Source organism: Escherichia sp. KCJ4928 (assembly GCF_004352695.1).
In the GTDB taxonomy this organism is placed as follows: Bacteria; Pseudomonadota; Gammaproteobacteria; order Enterobacterales; family Enterobacteriaceae; genus ECMA0423.
Map to the genome: position 1 here is coordinate 1 of NZ_SJWV01000865.1, position 252 is coordinate 252.

Annotated in this window: 1 pseudogene; it reads right to left on the reverse strand. The window is 58.7% G+C overall.

Annotated features, from left to right (window positions below):
* Window positions 1-252: pseudogene (locus E0D98_RS27155) on the reverse strand (conjugal transfer protein TrbA); the annotation flags it as partial.

Genomic DNA, 252 nt, shown 5'->3' on the forward strand with positions numbered 1-252 from the left:
GGTTTCAGTGGTTTCGGTGGTTTCACCAGTGTCTGAGCCTTCATCGTTATCATGGCGGCGTGGTATCACGTCATCCGTGAGTGACCAGCGGGTCCTTATCTGACGTCTGCGATCGCGGTCTGGCTGAGGTTCGTCCCATATCAACCCCAGTCTCAGCATGTCCTGCCGCAGCCCTTCAATGGCTTCTTCCACACAGGGTTCCGGGCAGGGCAGGCCGAGACGACACGCTTCATTTTCTGCCCGGGCAACGGC